Origin of the sequence: Lentzea tibetensis, from assembly GCF_007845675.1 — a bacterium.
Classification (GTDB): Bacteria; Actinomycetota; Actinomycetes; order Mycobacteriales; family Pseudonocardiaceae; genus Lentzea; species Lentzea tibetensis.
In genome coordinates, this window is record NZ_VOBR01000020.1 from 85,341 (window position 1) to 110,269 (window position 24,929).

23 protein-coding genes are annotated in these 24,929 nt (G+C 71.1%); 14 read left to right on the top strand and 9 right to left on the bottom strand.

Going from position 1 to position 24,929, the window contains the following annotated elements:
- Window positions 1–2,262 carry a WD40 repeat domain-containing protein gene (locus FKR81_RS28170; protein WP_146356215.1) on the bottom strand — a complete coding sequence of 754 codons (2,262 nt, stop codon included), beginning with the start codon at window positions 2,260–2,262 and terminating at the stop codon, window positions 1–3.
- A gap of 116 nt (window positions 2,263–2,378) precedes the next feature.
- The gene (locus FKR81_RS43780) at window positions 2,379–3,242 is read right to left on the bottom strand and encodes a hypothetical protein (RefSeq protein WP_186763213.1); all 864 of its coding nucleotides are present in this window, start codon (window positions 3,240–3,242) and stop codon (window positions 2,379–2,381) included.
- A 36-nt stretch (window positions 3,243–3,278) separates the two neighbouring features.
- Here FKR81_RS43780 and FKR81_RS28180 point away from each other — a divergent pair, with 36 nt between their 5' ends.
- Genes FKR81_RS28180 through FKR81_RS28190 form a run of 3 tightly spaced genes read left to right on the top strand, consistent with a single transcriptional unit; the run spans window position 3,279 to window position 5,316 of the window.
- Complete coding sequence (locus FKR81_RS28180) at window positions 3,279–3,722, top strand: MarR family winged helix-turn-helix transcriptional regulator (protein WP_235921814.1); 444 nt, start codon at window positions 3,279–3,281, stop codon at window positions 3,720–3,722.
- The gene (locus FKR81_RS28185) at window positions 3,719–4,300 is read left to right on the top strand and encodes an NADPH-dependent F420 reductase (protein ID WP_146356219.1); all 582 of its coding nucleotides are present in this window, start codon (window positions 3,719–3,721) and stop codon (window positions 4,298–4,300) included. Before FKR81_RS28180 ends, FKR81_RS28185 begins: the two co-directional genes overlap by 4 nt.
- Window positions 4,297–5,316, top strand: coding sequence for an LLM class flavin-dependent oxidoreductase (locus FKR81_RS28190; protein WP_146356221.1), 1,020 nt, complete (start codon window positions 4,297–4,299; stop codon window positions 5,314–5,316). Before FKR81_RS28185 ends, FKR81_RS28190 begins: the two co-directional genes overlap by 4 nt.
- A 240-nt stretch (window positions 5,317–5,556) precedes the next feature.
- On the opposite strand, the gene FKR81_RS28195 is transcribed toward FKR81_RS28190, so the two are convergent.
- Window positions 5,557–6,897 (bottom strand): glycosyl hydrolase family 79 C-terminal domain-containing protein, encoded by a 1,341-nt coding sequence (locus FKR81_RS28195; RefSeq protein WP_146356223.1) that lies wholly within the window; start codon window positions 6,895–6,897, stop codon window positions 5,557–5,559.
- Window positions 6,898–7,153: 256 nt separating this feature from the next.
- Between FKR81_RS28195 and FKR81_RS28200 the strand changes: the two genes are divergently transcribed.
- From FKR81_RS28200 to FKR81_RS28220, 5 genes are all read left to right on the top strand, one after another.
- The gene (locus FKR81_RS28200; RefSeq protein ID WP_146356225.1) at window positions 7,154–7,552 is read left to right on the top strand and encodes a TOBE domain-containing protein; all 399 of its coding nucleotides are present in this window, start codon (window positions 7,154–7,156) and stop codon (window positions 7,550–7,552) included.
- Window position 7,553: 1 nt separating this feature from the next.
- Window positions 7,554–8,327: a molybdate ABC transporter substrate-binding protein gene (gene modA, locus FKR81_RS28205; protein ID WP_146356227.1), complete on the top strand. Its 774-nt coding sequence runs from the start codon at window positions 7,554–7,556 to the stop codon at window positions 8,325–8,327.
- Window positions 8,324–9,127, top strand: a complete 804-nt coding sequence (gene modB / locus FKR81_RS28210) for a molybdate ABC transporter permease subunit (RefSeq protein WP_146356229.1) — start codon at window positions 8,324–8,326, stop codon at window positions 9,125–9,127. The genes modA and modB overlap by 4 nt, the downstream gene beginning before the upstream one ends.
- Window positions 9,124–10,155: an ABC transporter ATP-binding protein gene (locus FKR81_RS28215; RefSeq protein WP_146356231.1), complete on the top strand. Its 1,032-nt coding sequence runs from the start codon at window positions 9,124–9,126 to the stop codon at window positions 10,153–10,155. The genes modB and FKR81_RS28215 overlap by 4 nt, the downstream gene beginning before the upstream one ends.
- A gap of 146 nt (window positions 10,156–10,301) precedes the next feature.
- Window positions 10,302–10,919 carry a hypothetical protein gene (locus tag FKR81_RS28220; RefSeq protein ID WP_146356233.1) on the top strand — a complete coding sequence of 206 codons (618 nt, stop codon included), beginning with the start codon at window positions 10,302–10,304 and terminating at the stop codon, window positions 10,917–10,919.
- Here FKR81_RS28220 and FKR81_RS28225 read toward each other — a convergent pair.
- Window positions 10,906–12,075: a helix-turn-helix domain-containing protein gene (locus FKR81_RS28225; RefSeq protein ID WP_146356235.1), complete on the bottom strand. Its 1,170-nt coding sequence runs from the start codon at window positions 12,073–12,075 to the stop codon at window positions 10,906–10,908. The two genes, FKR81_RS28220 and FKR81_RS28225, sit on opposite strands and share 14 nt — an antisense overlap.
- 223 nt (window positions 12,076–12,298) lie before the next feature.
- Between FKR81_RS28225 and FKR81_RS28230 the strand changes: the two genes are divergently transcribed.
- The 5 genes from FKR81_RS28230 to FKR81_RS28250 all read left to right on the top strand — a co-directional run bounded on the left by FKR81_RS28230 (window position 12,299) and on the right by FKR81_RS28250 (window position 16,975).
- The gene (locus FKR81_RS28230) at window positions 12,299–14,011 is read left to right on the top strand and encodes an FAD-binding dehydrogenase (RefSeq protein WP_222598428.1); all 1,713 of its coding nucleotides are present in this window, start codon (window positions 12,299–12,301) and stop codon (window positions 14,009–14,011) included.
- 151 nt (window positions 14,012–14,162) lie between these two features.
- A complete protein-coding gene (locus tag FKR81_RS28235; protein WP_235921815.1) occupies window positions 14,163–15,629 on the top strand; it encodes a DUF4185 domain-containing protein in 1,467 nt (488 codons plus the stop codon).
- Window positions 15,630–15,645: 16 nt separating this feature from the next.
- Window positions 15,646–15,984 carry a peptidase inhibitor family I36 protein gene (locus FKR81_RS43785; RefSeq protein WP_186763214.1) on the top strand — a complete coding sequence of 113 codons (339 nt, stop codon included), beginning with the start codon at window positions 15,646–15,648 and terminating at the stop codon, window positions 15,982–15,984.
- 23 nt (window positions 15,985–16,007) lie between these two features.
- Window positions 16,008–16,484: a peptidase inhibitor family I36 protein gene (locus tag FKR81_RS28245; RefSeq protein ID WP_186763215.1), complete on the top strand. Its 477-nt coding sequence runs from the start codon at window positions 16,008–16,010 to the stop codon at window positions 16,482–16,484.
- Between the two features lie 17 nt (window positions 16,485–16,501).
- Entirely contained in the window at window positions 16,502–16,975 is a 474-nt protein-coding gene (locus FKR81_RS28250) for a hypothetical protein (protein WP_146356243.1), read from the top strand.
- Window positions 16,976–17,027: 52 nt separating this feature from the next.
- Here FKR81_RS28250 and FKR81_RS28255 read toward each other — a convergent pair whose 3' ends face one another.
- Window positions 17,028–20,819, bottom strand: a complete 3,792-nt coding sequence (locus FKR81_RS28255) for an nSTAND1 domain-containing NTPase (protein ID WP_146356245.1) — start codon at window positions 20,817–20,819, stop codon at window positions 17,028–17,030.
- A gap of 202 nt (window positions 20,820–21,021) precedes the next feature.
- Here FKR81_RS28255 and FKR81_RS28260 point away from each other — a divergent pair, with 202 nt between their 5' ends.
- Window positions 21,022–21,546 (top strand): peptidase inhibitor family I36 protein, encoded by a 525-nt coding sequence (locus tag FKR81_RS28260; protein WP_146356247.1) that lies wholly within the window; start codon window positions 21,022–21,024, stop codon window positions 21,544–21,546.
- Between the two features lie 81 nt (window positions 21,547–21,627).
- Here the strand turns inward: FKR81_RS28260 and FKR81_RS28265 are convergent, their stop codons facing one another.
- From FKR81_RS28265 to FKR81_RS28280, 4 genes are all read right to left on the bottom strand, one after another.
- A complete protein-coding gene (locus FKR81_RS28265) occupies window positions 21,628–22,860 on the bottom strand; it encodes an MFS transporter (protein WP_268891588.1) in 1,233 nt (410 codons plus the stop codon).
- Window positions 22,842–23,543, bottom strand: a complete 702-nt coding sequence (locus FKR81_RS28270; protein WP_146356251.1) for a phytanoyl-CoA dioxygenase family protein — start codon at window positions 23,541–23,543, stop codon at window positions 22,842–22,844. Before FKR81_RS28270 ends, FKR81_RS28265 begins: the two co-directional genes overlap by 19 nt.
- A 64-nt stretch (window positions 23,544–23,607) precedes the next feature.
- A complete protein-coding gene (locus FKR81_RS28275; RefSeq protein WP_146356253.1) occupies window positions 23,608–24,147 on the bottom strand; it encodes a histidine phosphatase family protein in 540 nt (179 codons plus the stop codon).
- Window positions 24,135–24,905: an SDR family oxidoreductase gene (locus FKR81_RS28280; RefSeq protein WP_146356255.1), complete on the bottom strand. Its 771-nt coding sequence runs from the start codon at window positions 24,903–24,905 to the stop codon at window positions 24,135–24,137. Before FKR81_RS28280 ends, FKR81_RS28275 begins: the two co-directional genes overlap by 13 nt.
- Window positions 24,906–24,929: the final 24 nt, after the last annotated feature.

The following is a 24,929-nucleotide window of genomic DNA, read 5'->3' on the forward strand; positions in this document are numbered from 1 at the left end:
TCACCCGCTGACGAGGTCGAGCAGGTGCACGCCGTCCTTGCCGCCGACGCACAGCCCGCTGCCGTCCGGGAGCCAGTCGCACTGGAACGACTGCTCGGGCATGCGCGCCGCGACCTCCAGCCGACGCGTCGCGACCTGCCACACCTCGACCGCGCCCCAGCACACCGAGGCCAGCCGGGTCCCGTCCGGGGAGAGCGCCAACCAGCTCACCTGGCCGCCCTTCGTCCTGATCTGGCCGCGGATCTCGCCGGTGGCCGTGTCCAGGATCCAGATGTCCTCGAAGCTGCCCCCGCTCGCCAGCCACGTACCGTCCGGCGCGATCACCACCGCGTTCACCCGGTGGGCTCGGGACCTCATGGTCACCCGCATCTCGCGGGTGGCGACGTCCCAGGTGCGGATCGTCCCGTCGGTGCCGCCGGTGGCGATCCAGGTGCCGTCGGGGGACACCGCCACCGCGCTCACCTCGCCGTGGTGCCCGGCGAGCGTGGCACGGAGCTTGCCGGTGGACGTGTCCCAGATCCGGAGCTTGCCGTCGCGGGCGGAGTCGTAACGCCGGGTGTCCCCGGTGTCGACCGCCGCCAGCCAGGTGCCGTCCGGCGCGACGGCCAGGCCGCGCACCAGGCCACCGCCCCTGGCCATGGTGAGCCTCTTGTCCCCCGTGCCCGCGTCCCAGACGCAGATCTCGTCGAAGTGGGCCGTGGCCAGCCAGGTGCCGTCCGGCGCGATGGCGAGCGCGTTCGGGGTGCTGCCGACGTTCAGGGCGGACCGCACGGTGCCGTCGGTGGTCCGGCGGAGCTCCAGGGTCCGTCCGGCGCAGGCGGCCAGCCAGGTCCCGTCCGGGGCCACGGCGAGGTTCTCCACGCCGAACACGTACGGAACCGCAGCGACCGGCACGCCACCCGCGTCCCACAGGTGCACCGCGCCCACGTAGCCCGCTGCGGCCAGCCAGGCGCCATCCGGTGCGATGGCCACCGCCGTGACCAGACCACCGTTGCCGGGCAGCACCGCCCGCTGCTCGCCGGTCACCGGGTCCCACACCCGCACGTCGTTGTCACCGCTCCCGGTGGCGATCCAGGCCCCGTCCGGTGAGACCGCCGCACAGGTCACCGCGCTGGTGTGGCCGCTCAGCGTGGCTCGGACCTCGCCGGTGGCCACGTCCAGCACCCTGGCTGTCCTCGTCTCGTCCTGCCCTGCGGTCACCAGCCACGATCCGTCCGGCGCGACGGCGAGCGTGGTGAACGGGCCGTAGCGCCGGACGACGCTCGGCGTGACCGACTCGACCACGGTGCGGGCGCGCCCGCTGACGAGGTCCCACACGCGGACCGCGCCGTTGCCGGCGAGCGTCACCAGCCACGTGCCGTCCGGCCCGTACCTCATCGCGGCGACCTCTCCCGCGGACCCGACGAGACGACGCGGAGGAAGCTGCCCACCGATGTCGTGCAGCCACACCCGCTGGTCCTCACCGGCCAGCGCGAGCGTCGTGCCGTCCGGCGCTGCGGCCAGCGCGGTCACCTTTACGTCCACATCGGACAGTGAGCGGGGCAGCTCCTCCCCTGCCGCGTCCCAGATGCGCACCGTGCGGTCCTCACCGGCCGACGCCAGCCACGACCCGTCCGCGGCCGCCGCCAGCGCGGTGATGGCACCCTGGTGGCCTTCCAGCGAGGCGAGCGGCCCGCCCGTGGCCGGGTCCCAGATCCGGACCACGCCGTCGCGGCCCGCACTCGCCAGCCAGGTTCCGTCCGGGGCAAGCACCATCGTCTTCGTCGTACCCCACGGCGGGCTCAGCACGCGGCGCAGCGCCGGGTGGTTGCGGTCCGGCACCGGCCACCGGTCGATCAGGTACGGGAGAGGCAGCGTCGGGACGTACGCCTCGACCAGCGGCACCAGGTCCGGTGTGGACGAGAGCAGGCCGGCCAGCGCGGGCCCCAGCCGGGCCGCCGGAGGGGTCGGCTCGAGCCGATGGCCTGCCCGGCCGATCATCCGCGCCAGCACCGCCGCCACCGGATCGTCGACGAGCGCCAGATCCTCCAGGACACCGGGCACTCCGCCGTGGGCGAGCCGGGCGGCCACCCAGCGCAGGTCGACCACGAGCCGGGCGAGCTCGTCGACGCGACCGGTGGCGGCGAGGTGGGCGGCGACGTCGCCGAACCGATGGCTGTGGCTGTCGGGCAACGCCCACCACGCCGGAGACGCGCTACCGGGGACGGAGGGCAGCAGCCCCGCCACCGCGTCCAGCTCCGCGGCGGCGAGAAGATCAGTCATGGACGGGCACCGTACGCGACCCGGCTGCCGTGCGCGGCGCAGTTGCGGAAAGCGTTGGCAGCAAATGTTCTTCCGCCGCACCGTGCATACAAACCGTGCACACGAACCGATCCTGCTCAGCGACCGGCCAGGCGCTCGCGAACCAGCTGCGCCCGCCACGGCACCTCGTCGGGCCAAGCCGCAGCGACCCGACGGACCAGCGGCAGGTGCACCTCGAACATCGCCAGCCCGTGCGCGGCGGTGGCCGACAGTTCGATGTCGTCGTGACCGAGCACGGCGACCACGGCGCCGGACTGGTCCAATGCCGTGTGGTGCTCGGAGTCCCAGAACGGGTGCATCGCCGCCGCCCGAAGGTCCACCGGCAGGCGTTCGTCGGTGAACACAGCGGCGAGCCGGGACCCGGCCCGGCGATGCGCCGCCTCGTCGGCACCTGCCAGCCGCCGGCGGCCAGCGGCCAGCAGGTCGGTGCCGAAACGACCCGTGGAGGCCAGATCCGTGCGGTCGAGCACGGCCAGCAGCGAGTCGAGGTCGCTGCTGGCGCCGTGCTTCGCCACCGCCATGACGGCTTTGCCGAGATGCGGCTTGGTGGCGGTGCCGATGGCTGAGCGAGCCCAGGCGAGCAGAGAAAGGATCTCGGTGCACACGTGGTCTTCAGCGGGTGCGGCGTGGAAGTCGGCGACCAAGGCGTCGAGCACCGCCACGAGCTGCACGACATCGTCCGAGGAGGACCCGGCGACTCGCCAAAGCGCGTCCGCCGCGCTGCCCCAGCCCGCGGTCACCGCCGGTTGGGCGCTGAGCGGAGCACCGGGGTTGTTGGGATCGCTCGGCAGTCCCGGCGAGTGCTCGTCCATCGCCGTGAGCGCCGCGGCGTCCCGCGCGTCCAGCTCGGTGACGTCCCCGAAGTTGGCCTCGTAGCCGTACATCCGCGGCAGCCTGCCGACCGCCCGGCGCGGCGGAATAAACCGGCATCTGATTGACATATCAATATTGACATGTCAATCAGGGAGGTGAGTGTGGTGGAGCGACTGACCTCGAAGCAGCTCGCGACCTGGCGTGCCCTCCTGGACACGACGAACGACCTGCGCCGCGCGCTCGGTGCGCAGTTGCAGGAGTCGGGCCTGTCGCCGAACGACTACCAGGTGCTGCTGGCGCTCAAGGAGGCCGAGGGGAAGCAGCTGCGGTCCTCCGAGCTCGCGGCGCGCATCGACTGGGAACGCAGCCGGTTGTCGCATCACCTCGGCCGGATGGAGCGGCGCGGGCTCATCAGGCGGCACGACTGCGCGACGGACAGCCGGGGTGCCGTGGTGGCGCTGACCGACGAGGGCGCGCACGTGTTCCGGCGTGCGACGCCGCCGCACACGCGGGCCATCAAGAAGCACTTCGCCGATGCGCTGACACCGCGGCAGTTCGAGGCGCTCGACGACATCCTGCGAACACTGGGAAGGCATGGTGCGTCATGAGGATCGCGGTTCTCGGAGCGGGGCACGTCGGCCCCGTGATCGCGCGGCTCGCGGTTGCGGCCGGGTACGACGTGTCGATCGCGGCTTCCGGTGATCCGCAGGACATCGCGCTCATCGCGGAGTTCCTGGCACCGGGTGCCGAGCCGCGCTGGGCGGCCGACGCCGTCGGTGACGCGGACCTCGTCGTGCTCGCGATTCCGTGGCACCGGTTCACCTCCCTCGACCCCGGACCGCTGGCGGGCAAGGTCGTCGTGGACGCGATGAACGAGTGGCCGCCCGCCGACAGCCCCACCGGCACCAGCGAGCACGTCGCCGAGAAGCTCTCCGGCGCACAGGTGGTCAAGACGCTCAACCACATCGCCTACCACGAGATGGAAGAGCCACGCGGACGCGCGCTCGGCGTCGCCGGGGACGACCCGGCCGCGGTCGGCGTCGTAGCGACGTTCATCGAACGCCTCGGCTTCGACGCCGTCCGGGTGGGCGATCTCGCCGCCGGGCGGCTGCTCGAGCCCGCGGGCCCCGTCTTCGGGCTCGCGCTCACCAGATCGGAATTCGAACAGGCAGGAGGTCTGTTGTGATCACGTTCGGACTGGACACGTTCGGAGACGTCACGAACGATCGTGACGGCCACCCGTTGTCCCACGCGCAGACGATCCGCAACCTCGTCGAGGAAGGCGTGCTCGCCGAGCAGGTCGGCGTCGACTTCTTCGGCATCGGCGAACACCACACGCCGGACATGCCGCTGTCGGCGGCCGACGTCGTGCTCGCCGCCATCGCCGCCCGCACCAGCCGGATCCACCTCGGCTCCGCGGTCACCGTGCTCAGCTCGGACGACCCGGTGCGGGTGTTCCAGCGCTACTCCACGCTCAACGCCGTGTCGGACGGCCGGGCCGAGGTCATACTCGGCCGCGGGTCGAGCATCGACTCGTTCCCGTTGTTCGGCTACGACCTGGCCGACTACGAGGACCTCTTCGAGGAGAAGACGAACCTGTTCGCGGAGCTGCTCAAGGGCGGCCCGGTGACCTGGCAGGGCAAGACGCGCTCCTCGCTGCACGAGCAGGACGTGGTGCCGCACACCGAGCCGTTCCCCGCGTGGATCGGCGTCGGCGGCAGCCCGCAGTCGGTCGTGCGCGCCGCGGCGTACGGGTTCTCGCTGATGCTCGCCATCATCGGCGGGCACCCGTCGCGGTTCGCACCGTTCTCGAAGCTGTACCTGCAGGCGCTGCAGCGGTTCGGGCGCGACCCGCTGCCGATCGGCGTGCACTCCCCCGGCCACGTCGCCGCCACCGACGAGCAGGCGCGCGAGGAGTTCTGGCCGCACTACCGGGAGCTCATCACCCGGCTCGGCAAGACGCGCGGGTTCGCCGTCCCTACCGAGGAGTCGTACGCACACGAGGTCGGCCCGCACGGCGCCCTGTTCGTCGGCTCACCCGAGACCGTCGCGCAGAAGATCGCCGCCACCCTCCGGGTGCTGCAGGCGAGTCGCTTCGACCTCAAGTACGGCATGGGCGGGCTGTCCCACTCCTCGCTCATGACCACCATCGAGCTCTACGGAACGCAGGTCGTGCCGCGGGTGCGCGAGCTGATGGACTGACCGTGATCACAGTCGGCACAGCAGGTGATCCCGAGCGATCGGCGCAGCCGCGCAGTACCGGCCACGAGTCCGGGAGCTATTTTTGGTCAACACTGAAGCAATAGTGATCCTAAAGCGTTGAACCGGGATCAGTCGCCTGACAGACGTCCGATGTCAAGGGTTCGATGTAATCGCTCTCACGCATGAAGACGGCCACGCGGTGGCGTCTGCCTCCGCGTGGCCGTCTTCGTGCGAGCCGGGTCAGCCGGTCGTCACCAGCACCGCGCTGTGCGCCGGAACGTTGACCTTGGTCTTCTTGCCGGAGACGGGCACCGTCTTGGGCAGCGGGGTGAACGCCGCGTTCTTGCCGACCTTCGAGCCCGCGATCGTGATGGCGGTGGAGTCCAGCGACGGCGCGGTCAGCACGTAGACGCGCGCCTTGCTCGCTCCCGAGGGCAGGGTGATGGTCGCGGTCACCGCGGCCCCGCCCTTGTTGTTGACGAACGCGTTGTTGCCGATGCCCCACGCGGTGATGTCCGAGCCGCCGGTCACGGACGCGGCGTGGTACGCGCCGGGCCCGGCCAGCTTCCAGAGCAGCTCACCGTAGTAGACACCTTGCACACCAACGGGATCGAGCCCGGAGTACTTGATCGGCGAGTAGTGCAGCGGGAACTGCGTCGAGGTGCCGCCGTGGAAGTTGATGCCCGAGCCGCGCCGGGCCGCGACGCCCGACAGGTAGTCCAGCGACCACAACGCCGCGGCCTGCACATCGCTCACCCCGGCCGCGCCGCCGTGGTAGTAGTTGTTCGCCTCGGTGACGCGCCACTGCGGGATTCCGTTGGCAGACCAGGCTTTCTCCATGGCCGCCGAGGCGTTCGGCAGCCTGCCCGACGAGTTCGACGCCAGCATCCCGGGGATGGAGGCCTCGGTGTTGCGGGCGATGTACTGATGCGTGGACAGGATCTTCGCGCCCTTGTCCTTCTGGGTGCGGGCGAAGTCCTCGGCCCACGCGGTCTTGTTCGCCTCACCGGGACCGTCGAACTTCGCGCCGGGCACCTTCGCCCTGATCGCGTCGGCGAACGAGGTGTACAGCGCCTCGTACTCCGGCCACGTCTTGACGTAGACGTTCGGCTCGTTGCCGATCTCGAACGCCACCAGGTCCTCACCCAGCACCTTCGCCGCGACCGCCGCCTCCTCCGCGGCCTTCGCCGGGGTGTTGGTCTTGAGGTTGAGACCGTAGACGACCTTCCACCCCGTGGCCTTCAGGAACAGCGAGAGCTCACGCACGTCGGACGGCGCGACCTCCTTCTCCGAGCCACCCGCGCCATCGGGGTTCCAGCCGGTCATGTCGACCAGGTTGCCGCCGATGCGCAGCAGGCTGGGACCGAGCAGCCTGAACAGCTTCACCAGGTCGGCGTTGCGCGCGTTGAACATGCGCGCCCCGACCCGGTCCTTCTCGTAGCTGAAACCGGCGAAGTCCGTGCCGACGCGGCTCTTGCTCGCCGGGTCGACCGACACGGACACGGCGGGTGCGGCATGAGCGGACGAACCACTGAAGACGATCAACGACGTGATTACCGCGACGACCGCAGCTCGACGCATCGAGATTCCCTCCCACGGGTGCCTGCGGCGGCTGTCCGACTATAGATCGGATGTCTTCAGGGGTAAATCCTCGCCACCCGCACGCCGGACACGTCCCGCACAGTTGGAGACCTGCGCTGATGCTCTAGATCTCTGGCGAACCGTGAACGCGGAACGAAAGTCGCGCTCTACTCCGCGTACTCGGCTGAAAGTAACGATTGAATCCGCAGCTGTCGTGCCGCTGGCGATCCGCTGACACGGATCTAGACTCCGATTCATGCCGAATCTGCGGATCAGCGAGGCCGCCGCGCTGCTGGGTGTCAGCGACGACACCGTGCGCCGGTGGATCGACCAGGGCCGTCTGAGCTCGATCGTGCTCGACAACGGCCGCAAGGCGGTGGACGGCGCCGAGCTGGCCGCGTTCGCGCAGCAGCTGTCGGAGGCGACCGAGACCGGCGCGACGGTCGCGGCGTCCGCGCGCAACCGGATGCGCGGCATCGTCACCCGCGTCATCAAGGACGGCGTGATGGCGCAGGTCGACATGCAGGCGGGCCCGTTCCGGATCGTGTCGCTGATGAGCCGCGAGTCCGCCGAGGAGCTCGGTCTCGAGGTCGGCAGTGTCGCCGTGGCCTCCATCAAGTCCACCCACGTCGTCGTCGAGATCCCGGAGGCCTGAGATGAAGAAGCTGCTGGCTGCCGTCGCAGCGGCCGTGGCACTGGCGGGCTGCGGCGTGTCGGGCCCCGGTCTCGTCCCTCCCACCAGCCCGCCTGCCGTCACCGGCGAGATCACCGTGTTCGCCGCCGCGTCGCTCACCGAGTCGTTCAAGGAGCTGGGCGCGGAGTTCGAGGCGGCCAACCCCGGCTCGAAGGTCAACTTCAACTTCGCTGGTAGCTCCGCTCTCGCGCAGCAGATCAACCAGGGTGCGCCCGCCGACGTGTTCGCCTCGGCCGCGCCGGCGAACATGAAGCAGGTCACGGACACCGGCGCCGTCACCGCCTCGCCGACGACGTTCGTGAAGAACACGCTGCAGATCGTCGTGCCCAAGGGCAACCCCGGCAAGATCAGCGGGCTGCCGGACTTCGCCCAGGCCGACAAGAAGATCGCGTTGTGCGCGGAGCAGGTGCCGTGCGGTGCGGCGGCCAAGAAGGTGTTCCAGGTCGCGAAGGTCACGCCCGCGCCGGACACGCTGGAACAGGACGTGAAGGCTGTGCTCACCAAGGTGCAGCTCGGTGAGGTCGACGGCGCGCTCGTGTACCGCACGGACGTCAAGGCCGCGGGCGACAAGGTCCAGGGCATCGAGTTCGCCGAGGCCGACCAGGCGGTCAACGACTACCCGATCGCCCCGCTGGCCAAGGCGCCCAACGCCGCGGCGGCCAAGGCGTTCGTCGACTACGTCCTGTCGGACAAGGGGCGCAAGGCGCTCGCCGAAGCCGGCTTCGCGGCACCGTGACCAAGACCCGAACGGCTCGGGGACGGCGGCCTGTCGTCCTCGTGCTGCCCGCGCTGATCGGGCTCGCGTTCCTGCTCGTCCCGCTGGCGGGCCTGCTCGCCAAGGCACCGTGGGCGACCCTGCCGAGCCAGCTGTTCAGCCCCGAGGTCGGCCAGGCGCTCCAGCTCTCCCTGGTGTGCGCGAGCCTGGCCACCGTGATCTGCCTGCTGTTCGGCGTCCCGCTCGCGTGGCTGCTGGCCCGCGGCGACGTGCCCGGCCGCGGGTTCCTGCGCGCGCTGGTGACGGTTCCGCTCGTGCTGCCACCGGTCGTCGGAGGCGTCGCGCTGCTGCTGGTGCTCGGCAGGCGCGGGCTCGTCGGCCAGTACCTCGACCAGTGGTTCGGCGTCTCGCTCCCCTTCACCACCACCGGTGTCGTGCTGGCCGAGGCGTTCGTCGCGATGCCGTTCCTCGTCATCTCCGTCGAAGGCGCGTTGCGCGCGGCGGATCCGCGGTTCGAGGAAGCCGCCGCCACGCTCGGCGCGTCGCGCTGGCTCACGTTCCGCCGGGTGACCCTGCCGTCGGTCATGCCCGGTGTCGTCGCCGGCACCGTGCTGTGCTGGGCCCGCGCGCTCGGCGAGTTCGGCGCCACCATCACCTTCGCCGGCAACTTCCCCGGCAAGACCACCACCATGCCGCTCGCGGTCTACCTCGCGCTGGAGACCGATCCGGACGCGGCGATCGTGCTCAGCATCGTGCTGCTGCTCGTGTCCGTCGGGGTGCTGGCCGGCCTGCGCGACCGCTGGATCGGTGGCGCGACATGACGTTGCACGCCGCCCTGCACGTCACCCGCGAGACGTTCGCGCTCGACGTCGACCTCACGATCGAGCCCGGCGAGGTCGTCGCACTGCTCGGCCCCAACGGCGCGGGCAAGACCACCGCGCTGCGCGCGCTCGCCGGACTCCTGGTGAGCGACAGCACGATCCGGCTCGGTGAGTCCACCTGGGACGACCTGCCCGCCGAGCGACGGCCGATCGGCGTGGTGTTCCAGGACTACCTGCTCTTCGCACACATGACCGCACTCGACAACGTCGCGTTCGGCCTGCGCGCCCGCGGCACCCGCAAGGCCGACGCCAACGCGGTGGCGGCGCGCTGGCTCGACCAGGTCGGCCTCGCCGAGTTCGCCGGAGCCAAGCCCCGCACCCTGTCCGGTGGCCAGGCCCAGCGCGTCGCACTCGCCCGCGCACTGGCCACCGACCCCGAACTGCTGCTGCTCGACGAACCACTCGCCGCACTGGACGCGAGCACCCGGCTCCGGGTGCGCTCCGAGCTCGGACGGCACCTGCGGGACTACCCCGGCCACACGCTGCTGGTCACCCACGACCCGCTCGACGCCATGGTGCTCGCCGACCGGCTCGTCATACTCGAGAACGGCCGCGTGGTGCAGCACGGCACACCGCGCGAGGTGGTCCGGCAGCCGCGCACCGACTACGTCGCCCACCTCGTCGGCCTCAACTTCTACCGCGGCACCGCCGACGGCACGGAGATCCACCTCGACGAGGGCGGCGCACTCACCGTCGCCGAGCCGGTGTCCGGCCCGGTGCACGTGGTGTTCCCGCCCAGCGCGGTGAGCCTGTACCCGGAGAAACCCGTTGGCAGCCCGCGCAACACGTGGCCCGCCACGGTCGCCGGGATCGAGCAGCACGCGCACACCACCCGCGTCGAGCTCGACGGCACGCCGACCGTGCTGGCCGACATCACCACCGCGACCGTCGCCGAACTGCGCCTGCAGCCCGGCGACCCGCTGTGGGTCTCGTTGAAGGCGACCGAGATCCACACCTACCCGCGCTGATCAGACCTCAGCAGTCCTGCGGGCCTTCGTCGAACAGGTGGAACTTATCGAAACGTATGCACGGCACAAGGACTGCCGAACGGCGGTTCCGCCGCGGCTCGGCGCCTGGTTGAGATAGGGGTCGCCGCCGCGTGAAAGGAGCGCGCGTGCGTCCGTCCACATTGGTACTCGTCGTCATGGCGATGTGCCTCGGCCCGGCCCCCACCGCCGGCGCCGCCACGACGTACACCTACAGCTACGAGAACGACTACGAGGGCTGGGTCGCCAAGACCGACCAGGACACCGGGGTCCCCGAGTGCCGCCCGCACGACTCGTCGGTGACGCGGTCGGCCCGAAGAGCCCGCGACGGCGTCCACAGCGTCGACTTCGGCACGCACGGCCGGAGCGACTGCGGTCTGCTCTGGATCGAGCGCGAGTTCGACGTCGGCACCGCGGCACCGGTCGAGGTGGACCTGTCGTTCTGGGTCTGGAGCGACGACAAGGGGGACATCGGCACCGGCGGCGTCAACCACGTGAACGCCTCGGTGCGCGCGAGCTGCGTCACCGATCCGGGCCGCGGAACCAAGGGCGGCTGGGACGGCTTCGCCGACCTCGGCTCGCTGGGTCACCGGGACGGGCCCGGCTGGTTCCTCTACCGCCACAAGGCCAAGCTCACCCCGAGCCCCAGCGGACGCATCTGCGTCGGCCAGGCCGTGATGATCGCGTCCACGTACAGCTTCATCAAGCACTACCACCTCGACCAGACCACGATCACGATCTCCTGAGCGGACCTGGCTGGACCCCGCGGTCGATCCAGGTGCGCAGCGCCCACCACGTGTGGAGGGTGGTGAGCACGTGGGAACGCCGCGACCGCGGGGTCTCGCCGAGATCGATGTCCGTCAGTTCCGCCAGGCGGTCGAGCCGGTAGCGAACGGTGTTGGCGTGGATGTGCAACGCGGTCGCCGTGGCGCTGATCCTCCGGCCGTGGTCCAGGTAGCACAGCGCGGTCGCCGCTATCTCCTGGTGGAACGAGCTCTTCGGGTCGAGCAGGTGCAGGAGCTCGTCGGCCAGGGCACCGGCCATCTCCGGGTGGGCGGCCAGCGCCGTCTCCGCGGCCAGCTCGATGAGCAGGTGAACGCCGTGCGCTCCCCGTGCCGACGCCGCCGCGAGTGCCTGCGCGCAGATCGGGTACGTCCCGCGCAACGACGTCAATGCGGTGGCGGGAGAGACCACGAGCAGGGGCGCGTCGTCGTCCGGCCAGCACGGCGGGTCGTCGGTCAGGCCCGCCAGTCGTCCCTCGACCAGTCCGTACAGACCGCCGAAGGGGTGCAGGCGTTGTTCGAGTGCTCTGGCGTGGCTCGGGTCGGTCACCTCCGAGACGACGCAGTGGTAGCGGCTGCCGGGGCGCAGGCCCGCCCGGTTCAGCTCCGCCGGGTCTGGGAAGTCGTCGTCCGGCACCAGGAGGCGGCGCAGCACCTGGGTGTTCAGGTCGCGGGCCGTGCGGGCCAGTTGGAGCTCGGCGGTGTGGTAGCCGCTGATGATGTGGCGTTCGACGGCGCCGACGTAGTGGTCCACGTCGATGATGAAGTCCAGGATCGTGGTGTCGTCGACACCGATCCCGCGGGCCAGCTCGACGCCCGCCCGGATCAGTTCGTTGCGGCCCGCGTTCAAGCCGCGCAGCAGCCCCGCGATGGAGACGCCCTGCGCCGCGCGGTCGGCCCCCAGCGCCTGTGCCGCGGAGAAGTCGCCGTCGTCGTGCTCGTCGCCGCGTTCGAGGTGGGCGACGCCCTCGGTCAGCAGGGTGGTGATGTGCCTGCGGTTCTCCGCTTCCGGCAGCCGGGCCACCTCGGGTGAGTTCTCGCGGGCGGCCTCGACGACCCTCGTCACGACCTTGTCGTCGGCGGCCATGGCCGCCATCACCTGCAGGGCGATCGCAGTCATCCGCTGGTCCCGCACAGCACCTCCGGGACGTCGTTGTGGCTGGGACACAACGGGGTCGATGGCGTTTGGTGGCGCGACCCTATCTGCGCCCGGTCTCTTCCTGGTTACGTTGTGTCAACCCGCGAGCAGATCGACGGAGGACTCAACGATGAGTGCACCCCGCAGAAACATCAGCCGCCGCAACCTCTTGACGGCTGGAAGCGCTCTCGCCGCGAGCACGACCATGACCACGCTGGGCCTGGGCCGGGCCTCCGCCGCGCCGAGGGTCGACGCGGACGTGATCGTCGTCGGAAGTGGACTCGCGGGGCTCGTCGCGACCTCCGAGCTCGCCGCCGCGGGCAGGCGGGTTCTGCTGGTGGACCAGGAGCCCGAGGCCAGCCTCGGCGGCCAGGCCTTCTGGTCGTTGGGCGGGTTGTTCTTCGTCGACTCCCACGAGCAGCGGCTGTCGGGCATCAAGGACTCGCTGGAACTGGCCCGCACCGACTGGTTCAACACGGCGGGCTTCGACCGCGGCGCCGACGACCCGATGGGCGAGGACTACTGGGCGTCGCGGTGGGCCGAGAAGTACCTGGAGTTCGCCGCGGGCGAGAAGCGCGCGTGGCTGGCGGGGCTGGGCATGCGGTGGGTGTCCATCGTCGGCTGGGCCGAACGCGGCGGGCAGCTCGCCGACGGGCCGGGCAACTCCGTGCCGCGCTTCCACCTGACGCTGGGCACCGGCCCCGGTGTCATGGAGCCGTTCGAGAAGCTCGTGCGCGCCGCGGTGGCACGGGGCACGGTCACCTTCCGGTTCCGGCACCAGGTCGACGGGCTCATCACCACGAACGGTGCCGTCACCGGTGTGCGCGGCAGCGTCCTGCAGCCCAGCGGTGCCGCGCGCGGCACACCCAGTTCCCGCACCAAGGTCGGCGACTTCGAGCTGTACGCGCCGATGGTCGTCGTCACCTCCGGCGGTATCGGCGGCAACCAGGACCTCGTCCGGCGCAACTGGCCCGCCCGCCTCGGCACCCCGCCCGCCCGCATGATCACCGGCGTGCCCGCGCACGTCGACGGCCGCATGCTGGCGATCAGCGAGCTGGCCGGAGCCCGGCTGGTCAACCGCGACCGCATGTGGCACTACACGGAGGGGCTGGCCAACCACACGCCCATCTGGCCCGGCCACGGGATCCGCGTGCTCGCCGCGCCCTCGTCGTTGTGGTTCGACGCCGAGGGCCGCCGCTTCCCCAGCCCCGGCATGCCCAGCTACGACACGCTCGGCACGCTGGAGCTGATCCAGCGCTCCGGGCACGGCTACTCGTGGTTCGTGCTGAACAAGAAGATCATCGACAAGGAGTTCGTGCTCTCGGGTTCCGAGCAGAACCCGGAGCTCACCCGGAAGGACCTCATCGCCTACCTCGCCAGCCGGTTGCTCAACAGCACTCCCCCGCCGGTCAAGGCGTTCATGGACAAGGGCGAGGACTTCGTCATCGCGAACTCGCTGCCGGACCTCGTCACCGGCATGAACAGGCTCGCCGGCGGCAACCGGATCCGTCTCGACGACCTGCGCAGGCAGATCACCCTGCGCGACCAGCAGGTCGACAACCCCTTCACCAAGGACAGCCAGATCATGGGCGTCCGCAACTCACTCGCCTACACCGGCGACAGCCTCGCCCGCACGGCTCCGCTGCACAAGATCCTCGACCCGGCGGCGGGCCCGCTGATCGCGATCCGGATGAACATCCTCACCCGCAAAACGCTCGGCGGCCTGCAGACCGATCTGTCCGGGCGCGTGCTCGGGTCGACGGGCCAGCCGATTCCCGGTCTCTACGCGGCGGGCGAGGTCGCGGGATTCGGCGGCGGCGGTGTGCACGGGTACCGCGCGCTGGAAGGGACGTTCCTCGGCGGCTGCTTGTTCTCCGGCAGGCAGACCGGGCGCGCCGCCGCGCAGGAAAGCGCCTGAAGCTCGAGGGCGGCCGCTGGGACCTCCAGGAGGTCCAGCGGCCGTAGGCCGTTCTTCACTGTTTGTTTGTTCACCGGCGGACGTCGACCGCTAACAACCCCGCGGCACTACACATGGCGAGGCAGCGACCACGAGCCCGGAAGGGGCGCCTGTGCTTGCCCACCTCGCCACCACCGCACTGCTGCTCGTCTCGACACCGCTCCCCGGCGACGCCCAGGTGGCCGGACTGATCGCCGGCCAGGGCGCGGGTGACATCAACAGCACGGCGAGCCGGTACGCGGTGCACGCGACGGACCTCGGCGTGATGTGGCGGGACAGCCGCGGCCGGGTGGCGATCGCCTTCGGCGACACCTACGGGGCCGGGTGGGGCGGGCACGGGGCAGGCCCGGAGACCGCGGACTGGCGGTTCAACGTGCTCGCGCACTCGACCGACCGCGACCTCGCCGACGGCTTGAGCATCGACTCGATGGTCACCGACCGGCCCGGCCACGCGAAGCAGATCCTGCCCGGCGACCCGTCGGTGCAGGAGGTGACCGTGATCCCCACCGCCGCGGTCAGCGTGGGGTCGCGGGACTACCTGCACTACATGTCGGTGCGCAGCTGGGGACCCGCCGGAACGTGGACGACCAACTACGCGGGCCTCGCCTACTCCGACGACGGCGGGCAGAACTGGGTGAAGCCCGCGAGCGCGCGCTGGGCCAACCCCGGCAGCGGTTTCCAGCTCGGCGCGATGGTGCGCAAGGGCGGCTACGTCTACCTGTTCGGCACGCCGAACGGCAGGCTCGGTGACTCGAGCGTCAGCCGGGTACCGGAGAACGCCGTGCTGAACCTCGCGGCCTACCAGTACTGGACCGGCTCGAGCTGGCGGACCGGCGCGCCCGCCAGCGCGGTCCCGGTGATGTCGGGACAGGTCGGCGAACTGTCCGTGCAGTACAACTCGGTGCTCGGCCGATGGGTCGCGCTGCACCTCGACGAGAACCGCGCGGCCATCGTGCTGCGCACCGCGCCCGATCCGACCGGGCCGTGGACCGGTGGCCAGGTGGTGGCCGACGGCGCGACTCATCCAGGGCTCTACGGCGCGTTCCTGCACCCCGACAGCGCGACTAGCTCGGTGCTGCACTTCGCGATGTCGCGTTGGGACCCGTACCACGTCGAGTTGATGCGCTTGCCGCTCGCCGACGTGCCCGCCGACCGGAACCTGGTGCAGGAAGGCGGTTTCGAGCACCGCACCGGCGCGTGGCGGGTCACCGGGCAGGGCGGGGTGGACCAGGGGCTCGGCCAGGCGCACTCGGGCGCGAACAACGGGTGGGTCCGCAACAGCACCGGCTGGAACGACCTGTTCCAGCACGCGGTCGTCCGGCCGGGCAAGCGCTACCGGCTCAGCGGCTGGGTGCGCAGCTCCAGCACGACCAGTGACGGCTTCTTCGGAGTGCGCCGTCCCGACGGCGGCGGCGTTGTCGCCGAACAGAAGTACGGCTCGTTGCCCGCGTACCGCAGGCTCGCGGTCGAGTTCACCGCGACCGAGCCGCGGGTCGAGGTCTTCGCGGGCGTCTGGGCGCACAACGGGCAGGACACCTGGGCGCAGGTCGACGACCTCCTGCTCGAACCGATCGATTGATCCTGGGGAGGAAACAGTGAGAAAGGCATTGCTGGTCAGCATTTCGGCCGCGGCGTTGGGGGCAGCCGCACTCGTGACCGCGGCGCCCGCGAGCGCGGCGCCGACGTGTCCGCGCGGCTTCGCGTGCTTCTACACCGGGGATGCCGGCACCGGCCGGGTCCTGATCACGCAGAGCGAGACGTGGCAGAACCTGAACGGCCTCGACGGCGTCAGGTCGATCTTCAACAACCAGGCGGCCGACGACGACGCGTGCGTCGCGTCCGGCCTCAACGGGACCGGGCAGAGGTTCTGCGTCGACGGCGGGACCATCGCCCAGGTGCCGTCGTTCCTGACCGTCAGATCGCTCCGCGGCTGATGCGACGACCACGAGGGGGAGCAGTGAAAGCGATCACCAGGTTCGGTGCGGCACTGGCCGTCGCCGCCGCGGTGCTGACGTTCGGCACCGTCGGGGCGCAGGCGACGCCCGACCCCACCATCCAGACCATGCTCGACGAGGTCACCACCGCCAACCCCGGCGCGCGGCAGATCGACGCCGACACCGTGCGACTGGCCAACGGGGTCGAGGTGACCGCGTCGGCACCGACGCCCTGCCTCTACAAGCACCTGTGCATCTTCGACGGCGTGAACCTGACCGGCCGCCAGTGGTCCTTCTACAACTGCGGCTTCGTGAACATCGGTGGTGCCGGCTGGAGCGACCGCATCCAGTCGTTCGACAACAACCAGACACTCGGCACGGTCTCGATCTTCATGAACTGGAGCGGCTCCAACTGGCAGGAGCTGTACCGCTCACGGGCTCGTGAGGTCCAGATGTCGGTCAACATCGTGCACTGGACCGACGGGATCTGGGTGTGCTGAAAAATCGGGGAGGACACATGAAAATCATCAGCGCCATCGGGGCGGTGCTCGTCACGCTCTTCGCACTGACCGGGGCACCCGCGCAGGCGGCACCGCTGCCGGACAGCACGGTCAAGGCCATGGTCGAGGAGATGATCGACGCCAACCCCGGCGCGCGGCAGATCAACACCAACACCGTGCGGCTGGCCAACGGGGTCGAGGCGAGTGCCGTGCCCGCGAGCATCTGCCCTTACTACCGCCTGTGCATCTACGACGGTGAGTACCGCAGCGGCCAGCAGTGGAACTTCCTCAAGTGCGGGTTCGTCAACATCGGCGCGAGCGGGTGGAGCGACCGGATCAGGTCGTTCTCGAACAACCAGACCCCCGGCACCGTGGCGATCTTCATGAACTGGACCGGTTCCCAGTGGCAGGAGCTGCACCGGTCCACCGCCTACGAGCGACAGGACACGGTCGGTTCGGTGCACTGGACCGACGGACTGTGGGTGTGCTGATCGCTTGACCGGTGCGGCCGGGCAGCCGAGGAGGCTGCCCGGCCGCACGGGCTCACTGGCGGGCGGACGGGCACGGTGGCTGGAAGTCGACGCCGGTGAAGTGCTCGTTCCACTCCCCCTGTCCGAGCGCCTGGAAGTTGGCGCAGATCCACGCCGCCGCGCGGTCGGTGTCGCCGTCCCACAACCGGGTCGTGCGGTCTTCGCCACCGGTGGCCAGCGTGTGGCCGCCGGGCCGGAACGCCACCGCGTAGACGCGGGTCGTGTGGCCGGTGAGCACCGCCAGTTCGGCGGGCTTGCCGGGGTCCTGGACGTTCCACAGCCGAGTGGTGACGTCGGCGCCTGCGGTGGCGAGCGTGCTGCCGTCGGCGCTGAACGCGACCGAGTGGACGGTTTCGGTGTGACTGGTCAGGCTCGCGATCTCCTTGCCGCGCCGGGGATCGCCGACGTCCCACAGCCGGACCGTGTGGTCGGCGCTGCCGGTCGCCAGTGTGCGGCCGTCGCGGTGGAAGGCCACCGACTTGATGCTGTCGGTGTGCCCCTTCAGCGACAGCAGCTCGTACGGGTGGAGCCGGTCCGTGACGTCCCACAGCCGCACCACGTGGCCGGAAGTGCCTCCGGCCACGATGCGACCGTCCGGGCTGAAGGCCACCGACTCGATGTTGTCGACGTCCGAGTCGCCCGTCAGCACGGTCAGCTGACGTGGCTGCCGGGCGTCGGCGACGTCCCACAGGCGCAGCGAGTGGTCCGCGCTGCCGGTCGCCAACGTCCGGCCGTCCGGGCTGAACGCCACCGACTGCACCGACTCGGCGTGACCGGTGAGAGTGGCGAGCTCACCCGGCCGCTGCGGATCGGCCAGGTCCCACAGGCGGACCGTGCGGTCGAGGCTCGCGGTGGCGAGCAACCGGCTGTCAGGGCTGAAGGTCACGGAGTTGACCGCCGCGGTGTGCGTGGTCGACAGAGCGACATGCCGGGGCCGTCGCACGTCACCGATGTCCCACAACCGGACCGTGCCGTCGTAGCTGCCGGTGGCCGTGAAGCGGCCGTCGGGGCTGAACGCCACGGTGTAGACGGCGTCGTCGTGCCCGGTGAGCACCGGGCCGGGGATGTCCCACAACCGCACGGTGCGGTCGAACCCGGCGGTGGCCAGGGTGCGTCCGTCCGGGGTGAACCGCGCGGTCAGCACCGGACCGGTGTGGCCCTGCAGGACAGCGAGCTCTCGGGGGCGGCGCGGCGCGGTGACGTCCCAGAGCCGCACGTCGCGCCCCAGGCTGGCGGTGGCCAGGGTGTGGCCGTCCGGACTGAACGTGACCGCGTGGATGCCGTTCATGTTGTCGGTGAAGACCGCCAGCTCCTCGGGGTGGCGCGGGTCGGTGACCTGCCAGAGGTGCACGGCGTGGTCGGAGGTGATGCTCGCCAGGGTGGTGCCGTCAGGGCTGAAGGCGACCGATCCGGGCTTGTCGGTGTGCGTCCCCACCAACGCCTGCTCCGCAGGTGCACCGGGGTTCGTGACGTCCCACAGCCGGACGGTGCGGTCCCAGCTGACCGTCGCCAGCGTGCGGCTCCTCGGACTGAACGCGACCGTGGTCACCACGTCGGTGTGACCGGTGAGAATGCCGATCTGCCTGGCGTTGCGGGGATCGGTGACGTCCCACAGGCGAACGGTGTGGTCGCTGCTCGCGGTGGCCAGCAGGGTGCCGTCCGGCGCGAACGCGGCCGACACGACGGCGTGCTCGTGCCCGGTCAGCGGGACCAACTTGGCCGGATGACGGGGATCGGCGAGGTCCCACAGCCGGACCGTCCTGTCCTCGCCCGTGGTGACCAGCACCGTGCCCGCCGGGTTGAACGCCACCGACCAGACCGTGCCGGTGTGCGCGGTGAGCACGGACAGCTCGACCGGGTGATGGGGGTCGGAGATGTCCCGCACCCGGACGGTGTGGTCGGAGCTCGCCGAGGCCAGCAGTCGCCCGTCCGGGCTGACGGCCACCGACTGGACGATCGCCTCGTGGCCGGTCAACCGGGTCGCGACCGGCGTGGCCGCCGCGCTGAGCAGGCTGCTGCGGGCCTCGAAGGTGGGCGCCACCTGGAAAGCGGCCAGGCTGAGCTGGGCGGCCAGGCCCGGATTGCTGGTGCGCGACGTGGCGGCCTGTCCGGCGACCTTCTGGGACAGCGCCGTGTTGCGCTGCCCGGCGATCGTCTGCCCGGCTTCGGCGGCGAAGATGGTGGTCGCGGTCGCGAGCACGAGCAGTGCGGTGAGCACCCCGACGAGCTGCCGCAGCCGGCGCGCCCCGCGACGAGCCGCGGCCTGTTCCTCGGTTCGCGCCGCCGCGCTCGCGGCGAGGAAGTCCTTTTCGGACGGACTGAGCGCCACGCCCGCACGGGCCCACTCCTGCGCCACGTCCAGCCGCACCCCCCGGTACAGCGAGCCAGGATCACGGCGCAGCGCCAGCCAGTCCGCGGTCGCGTCGGTGAGGCCGCGGTGGATCCGCAGCCCGTCGCGGTCCTCGGCCAGCCAGGCGCGCAGCCGCGGCCACGAGCGGATGAGGGCTTCGTGCGCGATCTCCACGCCGTCCGAGTCGAGCACGATCAGGCGCGCGGTCGCCAGCCGCTCCAGCACCTCCAGGGTGCTCCCGTCGGAACGGTCGAGCTCGTCGACGCTCACCCGGCGCTTGGTGTCCTCGGTGCCCTGCCCGAGGGCGCACAGGCGGAGGAAGAGCTGCTTGGCGATGCGTTGCCGTTCGGCGGGCAGGTGGTTGTAGACGTCCTCCGCGGTGTGGGCGACCGCGTGCTCGATCCCGCCGGCCGCCTCGTAGCCCGCCGTGGTCAGCGTGGTGCCGCGTCGCCGCCGCCACGTCTCCATCAGCGCGTGGGACAGCAGCGGCAGCACCCCCGGCTGGCCGGAGGCTTCCGCGACGATGCGGGTCACCAGCGCGGACTCCACCGTGCACTTGGCGCGCACCGCGGGCTGGACGACGGCGAGCCTCAGCTCGTCGGCCGTCATCGGCCCGACCGTGACCTGACCCGCCCGCAGCACGTCCACCAGCTCCGGGTGCGTGGTGCAGTGGGCGTAGAAGTCCGCGCGCACGCCGAGCACGACGCGGCAACGGCTGTTGTCGGTCTGCGCGGCGGTCAGCAACTGGTCGATGAACCGAACCCGCTCGTCGGCGTCACGGCACAGGGTGAAGACCTCTTCGAACTGGTCGACCACCAGCGTCAGCTCGGCGTCGTCCGGCACCACCTGCCGGACCGCGCGGTGCAGCTCCCGCCGGTCCCCACCGAGCGGTTCCACCGGCGAGCCCGCGAACCGGCCGAGGTGGATGGCGCACTCCTCGAGCGGGTGCGTCCCCGGCGTGAACAGCACCACCGGACCGGACGAGCCCGCGACCAGCCCGGCCCGCAGCAGCGACGACTTGCCCGAACCCGACGCGCCGACGACCACCACGACGCGGTGCTCCGCGAGGCGGGAGACCAGCTCCCGCACCAACGGGTCCCGCCCGAAGAACCTCTCCGCGTCCTCCGCCTGGAACGCCGCCAGCCCCACGTAGGGCGGTGAGCCGGGCCCGTCGACGGGCTCCGGTGGTTCCATCTCGGCCGCGACCTCGCGCCAGCGCTGCTCCCACTCGTCGGCCGCTCCCCCGCAGGCGCTCACGTACGCGAGCGCGACCTGCAGGCTCGGCAACCGGCGCCCCGCGGCGGCCTGCGACAGCACCGCCTGCGAGTAATGCGTCTCCGCGCTCAGCTCCCGGTACGTCGGCGATCCAGCCTTTTCCCGCAACAACCGCAGGTCTCGGGCGAATCTGAGCAGCGCACTGTCACCCGCGTCGAGCGGGCGTTCCCCTCTTGGCATGCCACACCCCCAGATGTCGATTGTTCACGAATCCGCGGGCGCACGTCTCGCTCAATGATCACAAATACTCCATACGCAGTACGGAGAAGCCACTGTTCGGTTGTTCACGAGGTTGTTTGTTTGGCGCTCGCCACCGATCCGAATCAACGCGGCCGAGCTAGCTTGGGGCCACCTCGATCGAGCAAGAACTGGGGAGGAATACGTGATCCGTACGTTGTCGAGGCCTCGCAGGGTGGTCGCCGCAGCGGCGATGGCACTGCTGGCCGTCATTTCGTTCAGCAGCCCGGCTTCTGCCGATGTGCCACCGCCGACCACGAGCAACTGGACGGTGGATGCCTGGTCCGACGGTGCGCTGGACTCCATGGTGGCCGCGAACCCCGGCGCCAGGCGAATCAGCCAGGACACCGTGATTTTCGCCGACGGGGGCGGCGTGAAAGCAGCGCCCGCGGCCGGTACGTGCCTGTACCGGTATCTCTGCGTCTGGAAGGGATTGGGCTACAACGGGGCGAAGCTCATGTTCTGGAAGTGCGAGTTCCGGAACTTCGGCGCCGAATACCCCGGCTGGAGCGACGCGATTCGCTCGTACCAGAACCACCAGAGCGGAGGGGCGGTCTCCGTCTTCTACGACTGGCAGGGACGGTGGATCGAGGTCGAGCGGACGCGGGCCATCGAGGACATCCCCGTCGAGCGCGGTGCGGGCCGGGCCGACGGCGTGCAGGTGTGCTGACCTCGTAGCTGAACGACCGTGCTGCGGAGAGCTCCAGCTGGAGCTCTCCGCAGCGCTGTCTCACCAGCCGATGCCGAGGGGTCAAAACGTGCGCGCGGAAGCGCGAGCATCCCTCGGCTTCGCCCTGCCGACCTGCACGGCCATCCCCAGCCCCGCGAGCACGAAGATGCCGGCGAGCACGAACCAGCCGGGCGGGCCGAGCTGGATGGTCAGCAGGATGAGCGCCGCGGGGGCGATCTGCTGCGCCGCGGCGGTTCCGGTGTTGAACAGCCCCAGGTACTGACCGGTGGCGTCGCGCGGCGCGAGCTCGTAGCTCACCACCCACGCTCCCGACGCCTGGAGCATCTCGCCGTGCGCGTGCACCGCCGCACCCACGACGAGCAGCAGCACGGTCACCGGCGTGGAGACGTACGAGGCCGTCGCGAACAGCACGCAGGCCGCCGCGAGCAGCAGACCGGTCGTGCGCACCTCGCGGGCCGCCTTCGCCAGCGTGTCGACGCGCGTGCTGACCCTGATCTGGAACAGGACGACCGCCGTCGTGTTCACCACCACCAGCACCGCGACGAGGAACCGGGGTGCGTCGGTGTACCTCGTGATCCACAGCGGCAGCACGACCTCGATCAGCGGCGCGTGCAGCAACAGCAGCATGTTCGTCGCGGCGAGTGCGACGTAGCGGCGGTCGCGCAGCACCGCGTACCAGCGCGGACGTTCGCCGGCCTCGGCATCCGCCGCCCGGTCGGGCAGTCGCAGGAACACCGCGGCGCACGCGACGAAGCTCACCGCGTCCAGCGCGAGGACCGCCAGGTACGCCTCGCGGGTGTCCACGACCAGCGCGACCGCGGCGAATCCCGCGCCGACGGTGACCCCGATGTTGGTAACGCTGCGGAGAAAGGCCCTGGTGCGCACCAGCTTCTCGCCGTCGACGACGGAGACGATCAGCGCCTGCCTCGCTGCGTAGGCGGCCCGGTCGCACACCGCGAACGCCACCGCGACCACGACGAACAGCCACGCGCTGCTGACGAACAGGTAGCCGGCCACGCACAGGCCGGTCAGCGCGGTGAGCACGGCGGTGGTGCGGCGAGGCCCGTGGACGTCCGCGAGGTGACCGCCGGGCACACCCGCGAACAACCCCGCCAGCCCGGCCGCGGTCAGGCCGGCGCCCATCGTCAGCGGCGACAGGCCCGCGACACGGGTGAAGTACAGGGCGGACGCGGTGATGAACGCCCCGTTGCCCACGGTCGTCGCGAAGATCGCCGCCGCGAGCGTCCGCGCCGGACCTGGTTCGGGCAGCAGGGCTATGACTTCACGCTCCAGCCGTCGGCGTAGGCGGGGTGGAAGCTCCGCCCGCGCACCGCGAGCCGCCGCCCGTGCGCCACCTTGCCGCCCTCGTGCACCAGATCGCTGTCGATCACCAGCAGCGTGCCCGCCGGTCCGTCGACGGGCCGGGTGTCCTGCGGAACGGAGTCGGGCAGCACCCTGGTCTCGTCCTGTCCGGGCAGCACGCCCGCCAGCCGGTTCTCCCGCTGGGCCGCCTTCGCGTAGCCGTGCGATCCGGGGACGCAGCGGAACGCGCCGGTGCTCTCGTCCACGTCCGTCAGGTACAGGAAGAACTTGAGGTTCGGCATGCGGTCGTAGTGCGGGTGGTGCGCCGCGTGCACGGTGCCGGGCAGGTCGAGCACGGCGATCACGTCGTGGTTGAACAGGTGCGGTTCGTCGCCGAAGAACGCCGCGGCCACCTCGCGCATCCACGGCCGGTCGAACACCTCGTCCAGCACCGGGAAGCCGGCGCGCACGAACTCCCGCTCGGCCCGCACACCCGCGCCGCCCGAGTAGTCCAGCCGCTTCGCCCGTTCCGGCGGAGCCTCGAGAAACCGTTCCACGTCCGCGACCAGGCGGGCGTTCTCGGCGGGCGACAGGTAGCCGGGCACGCGCGCGATGCCGTGCTCGACCACGGCGGCCAGCACGTCGGCCTGCTCCGCTGCCACGGTGAAAGTCATCGTTGTCCTCCAGTCAGCACCGGCAGGTCCACCCACGACCTCGCCTCCCCCACCACCACGAAAGTCACCGTCGTTCCTCAGTCAGCACCAGATGTCCCGCGGGCGGCAGATCCGCCCACGGTCCGACCTCCCCCAACAGCCGCCGCACCACCGCGTAGGCGGTGTTCGCGTGGGTGACCACCACCAACGGATCGCCCGCCACGTCGTCGATCGCCTCGACCGCCCGGTCGGCCACGGCGTCGAGCCCTTCGCGGTTCTCGCCGGGCGCCCACAACTCGCCTGCCCGCCACCGCGCGTACTCCGCGGGAAACCGTTGGCGCACCTCGGAGTGATCCAGCCCGCTCCACGCGCCGAGGTGCTCCTCGCGCAGCCGTGCGTCGACGGTGAACCCGAGGCCGGCCGCGGCCGCGATCTCGGCGGCGGTGGCGGTGGCCCGCGCCAGGTCGCTGCTGATCACCGCGCGCGGGCGGAGCGCGGCCACGGTCCGCGCCACCGTCTTCGCCTCGACGAGGCCCTGAGCGCTGAGCTCGACGTCGCGGTGCCCGGTGAACCGGCCCGGCCACACCGTCGCCCCGTGCCGCACCAGCACGATCACCCGTGCCACGCACCCAGCCCCCCGGACACGTCGACGACGGCACCGACCACGTAGGACGACAACGGCGAGAGCAGCATCGCCACGATCGGGGCGACCTCCTCGGGCGTGCCGAACCGGCCGACCGGGATCCCGCGCCTGGCCGCCTCCCGCGCGGACCACGAGGCGAAGTCCAGGTCCGTGCCGGACCGCGCGTGCTTGGCGTGCTGCCGCTCGGTGCTGATCGCGCCGAGGTTCACCGTGTTCACCCGGACACCGCGCGGCGTGAGCGTGCTCGCCAGCATCGTGGCCAGCGCGCCCGCGGCGGCCCGTGCGGCGCTCACCGCGGCCATGTCCGGTTCGGGGGCGCGCGCCGTGACGCCGTTCATCAGCACGACGGCGCCATCGGTCGTGAGGTGCTCGACCGCGGGCTCGACGAGGTTGAGCACGCTGGACAACTTCACGTCGCACTGGTCGCGCCACACGTCGAGCGGCGTGTCGAGCACGCCGCCCACCGCGCCGGCGCCCGCGTTCGCGACGACGCCGTCGATCCCACCGAGCTCCGCGGCGGCCTCGGCGACGAACTCCCGCATCCGGTCCCGGTCGCGGACGTCGGCCTGCCGCGCCACCAGCCGATCAGTGTCTCCCCAGGCCTCGCGCAGGACCGACTCGTCACGCGCGCAGGTCGCCACCCGCGCGCCCTCGGCGAGCAGGGTGGCGACGACCGCCCTGCCGATCCCCCGGCTGCCGCCGGTGACCACGTACCGGCGACCGGCCAGATCCAGGTCCATGACATCTCCTCGCCTCGGCTCCCC

What these genes read in the sequence shown, in the direction of transcription:
- FKR81_RS28170 (WP_146356215.1), bottom strand. Translation starts at nt 2,262, where the DNA reads ATGACTGATCTTCTCGCCGCCGCGGAGCTGGACGCGGTGGCGGGGCTG.
- FKR81_RS43780 (WP_186763213.1), bottom strand. Translation starts at nt 3,242, where the DNA reads ATGTCAATCAGATGCCGGTTTATTCCGCCGCGCCGGGCGGTCGGCAGG.
- FKR81_RS28185 (WP_146356219.1), top strand. Translation starts at nt 3,719, where the DNA reads ATGAGGATCGCGGTTCTCGGAGCGGGGCACGTCGGCCCCGTGATCGCG.
- FKR81_RS28195 (WP_146356223.1), bottom strand. Translation starts at nt 6,897, where the DNA reads ATGCGTCGAGCTGCGGTCGTCGCGGTAATCACGTCGTTGATCGTCTTC.
- FKR81_RS28200 (WP_146356225.1), top strand. Translation starts at nt 7,154, where the DNA reads ATGCCGAATCTGCGGATCAGCGAGGCCGCCGCGCTGCTGGGTGTCAGC.
- modA (WP_146356227.1), top strand. Translation starts at nt 7,554, where the DNA reads ATGAAGAAGCTGCTGGCTGCCGTCGCAGCGGCCGTGGCACTGGCGGGC.
- FKR81_RS28215 (WP_146356231.1), top strand. Translation starts at nt 9,124, where the DNA reads ATGACGTTGCACGCCGCCCTGCACGTCACCCGCGAGACGTTCGCGCTC.
- FKR81_RS28225 (WP_146356235.1), bottom strand. Translation starts at nt 12,075, where the DNA reads ATGACTGCGATCGCCCTGCAGGTGATGGCGGCCATGGCCGCCGACGAC.
- FKR81_RS28230 (WP_222598428.1), top strand. Translation starts at nt 12,299, where the DNA reads ATGACCACGCTGGGCCTGGGCCGGGCCTCCGCCGCGCCGAGGGTCGAC.
- FKR81_RS28250 (WP_146356243.1), top strand. Translation starts at nt 16,502, where the DNA reads ATGAAAATCATCAGCGCCATCGGGGCGGTGCTCGTCACGCTCTTCGCA.
- FKR81_RS28255 (WP_146356245.1), bottom strand. Translation starts at nt 20,819, where the DNA reads ATGCCAAGAGGGGAACGCCCGCTCGACGCGGGTGACAGTGCGCTGCTC.
- FKR81_RS28270 (WP_146356251.1), bottom strand. Translation starts at nt 23,543, where the DNA reads ATGACTTTCACCGTGGCAGCGGAGCAGGCCGACGTGCTGGCCGCCGTG.
- FKR81_RS28280 (WP_146356255.1), bottom strand. Translation starts at nt 24,905, where the DNA reads ATGGACCTGGATCTGGCCGGTCGCCGGTACGTGGTCACCGGCGGCAGC.